General features: G+C 59.6%; 3 protein-coding genes. All 3 read right to left on the bottom strand.

The window, feature by feature from the left end:
* Window positions 1–67 precede the first annotated feature (67 nt).
* On the bottom strand, window positions 68–1,531 hold the full coding sequence (gene tnpC, locus ACXACQ_RS23575; protein WP_474978505.1) for an IS66 family transposase: 1,464 nt from the start codon (window positions 1,529–1,531) through the stop codon (window positions 68–70).
* Window positions 1,532–1,559: 28 nt separating this feature from the next.
* Entirely contained in the window at window positions 1,560–1,904 is a 345-nt protein-coding gene (tnpB, locus tag ACXACQ_RS23570) for an IS66 family insertion sequence element accessory protein TnpB (RefSeq protein ID WP_350034853.1), read from the bottom strand.
* On the bottom strand, window positions 1,901–2,190 hold a 290-nt coding region (tnpA, locus tag ACXACQ_RS23565; protein WP_474978504.1), incomplete at its 5' end, for an IS66 family insertion sequence element accessory protein TnpA. The genes tnpA and tnpB, both read right to left, overlap by 4 nt.

The raw sequence follows: 2,190 nt of genomic DNA, 5'->3' as shown, positions 1-2,190 counted from the left end.
AAGGTTAAGTTTGTCATACTCGTGTGCTCACCCAGCACCTAAGGTTAAGTTTGTCATACTCGTGTGCTCACCCAGCACCTTCGGTACTGATCAGGCTCTGGATGATGCCCAGGTGTTCCGCGCCCAGTTCGGTCCAGCAGAACATCCAGTTTTTCTTGCCCATTGGAATGGGGCGTAGCGCCCGTTCCAGGTGGTTGATGTCTGGCTGCACGTCCGGGTCTTCCAGGAACACGGTCAGGCTGGCTTCGCGGCTGAGCACGTAGTTCAGGGCTTTGGTCAGAGGATCGCTGGGCAACAGCCCGCCTTGCTCCAACTGATCCCGGCACCACTGGAAGAAGTCGCTGACCACCGGCTTGGAGTGCGCCAGGCGGTACTGGCGTTTCTTCTCGCCAGTCAGCCCTTGAGCGTTGATGGCCTCTTCATTCCGGTACAGCGTCGCGATCCGTTGCAGGGCCTCGGTGACAGTTTCCGGGTGAGCCTTCTGCGCGTCGATAAAGTAACGGCGACTGTGCATCCAGCATTGGGCATGGGTGACGTTTTCCTGGGCGGCGGCATAACGGGCATAGGCCGCGTAGCCGTCACTGATCAGCGTGCCACTGAACGACTCGCTGAGTACCTGTTCGATGTGGGCGCGCCCACGGCTGTTCGAGTAGGTGAACACCACCTCGTCGGCATCGCCGTACAGCGGCCAGAACCAGCCGGATTTCATCTTGCCTTTTTGCGGGCCGGCGCGACCCTGGTGGCCGGCCTTGACGGGTGTTTCATCCATGGCCATCACCCGGCTGCGCAATACGTTGTCGGTCTGGGCATCTACGATGGGGCGAAGCAGGTCGATGGCACGCTTCACCAGGTTGGTCAGGGTGCTGCGGCTGACGGTGATGCCGGCCTGCTGGATGCGTTGGTGTTGACGATACAGCGGCAGGTGGAACTGGAACTTGTCCACCAGCAACCCGGCCAACAGGCTGACATCGGCCAGGCTGTTATCCAGCACGTTGAACGGAGCCGGGGTGGTGATGGGCTTCTCACTGCCCTTGCGTCGGAACACCGGCCGCTCCACCTTCAGCACCACATAACTGGAGGCGCGCTGGGCCAGGCGGTAGGTGGTCTTGCTGCCGATCACTTCGTACTGATCGGCCTCTGGGCCGGTCAGCTCCGGTGGCAGGTGTTCAATGACTTCCACCGGGACATCGGCGGTAAAGCCCAGTCCGGTGTCGTTCAGGCAGTCGTCGTCCCGCTGCTTTTTGCCGGTGCCGCGCTGATAGGCCTTAATGGTGCGTTTTTCTGCATCATCAGGCTGCTCCGGCAGCGGTGCTTCATCGGGCTGGAACAGGCTGTCCTGTCCTGGCAGGTCATACACTTGCTTCTCGGATTTGGGACCGAACAGCTGTTTCTTGAACCAGTCCAGCTGATGGGTCAGCTGGCGAATGGCCTCCGCCTGAGCGCCCAACTGCTCCCGCAACACGGCATTCTCCTCGGCCAGGGCCGAGTAAGAAGGTGCGTTGGAAGAAGGAGTGGAAGCCGTTGAATTCATGGCCGTTATTATACCGGAAGTCCACTCTCTATACCCCTCGAAAACGCTTGAACTGCCGGTATTTTTGCACTTCGATACCATCGATCAGCAGTTGCAGATCCGTCAGGGTCAGGGCCCGCTGACCAGAGGCAGATAACGGCACCCGGAACTGTCCCTGCTCCAGGCGCTTGGCCCACAAGCAATAACCGGTGGCGGTAAAGTACAGCATCTTCATCTGAGTCTTTCGACGGTTGACGAAGACAAAATACTGGCCGCTGAGTGGGTCGTGCTTCAACTGATTCCGGACCAGGGCGCTCAAGCCCCGGAACGATTTGCGCATGTCGGTGGACTCGGTGCACAGCCAGATGCGCGCCTGGCTATCGAGCCCGATCATCCGTTCTGGCTCAGCCGCAGTTCGACGCCGTTGCCCAGGCTGAGCACAATGTTCCAGCCTGGGCCGGAGGATGGAGAGTTGCCCATCAACGATGAGAGATCCAGAAAACCGGCTTCACCGCTTACTGCCGTCTCATCAGTCGACGGATCGGACAGGCGCTTGCGCCAGTTGCAGAAACAGGCGTAACCGATATTCTCCTGCTTACAGAACTGCGGCGCTGACAGGCCACTGTCACGCTGCTGATCAACCAGGGCCTGCCACTGTTTGGGTGTGCGGTGCTTTTTAG

Source organism: Fulvivirga sp. AWR4_260 (assembly GCF_056158185.1).
Note: the sequence above shows the minus strand (reverse complement) of the source record. Positions and strands in the feature narration are given on the sequence as shown.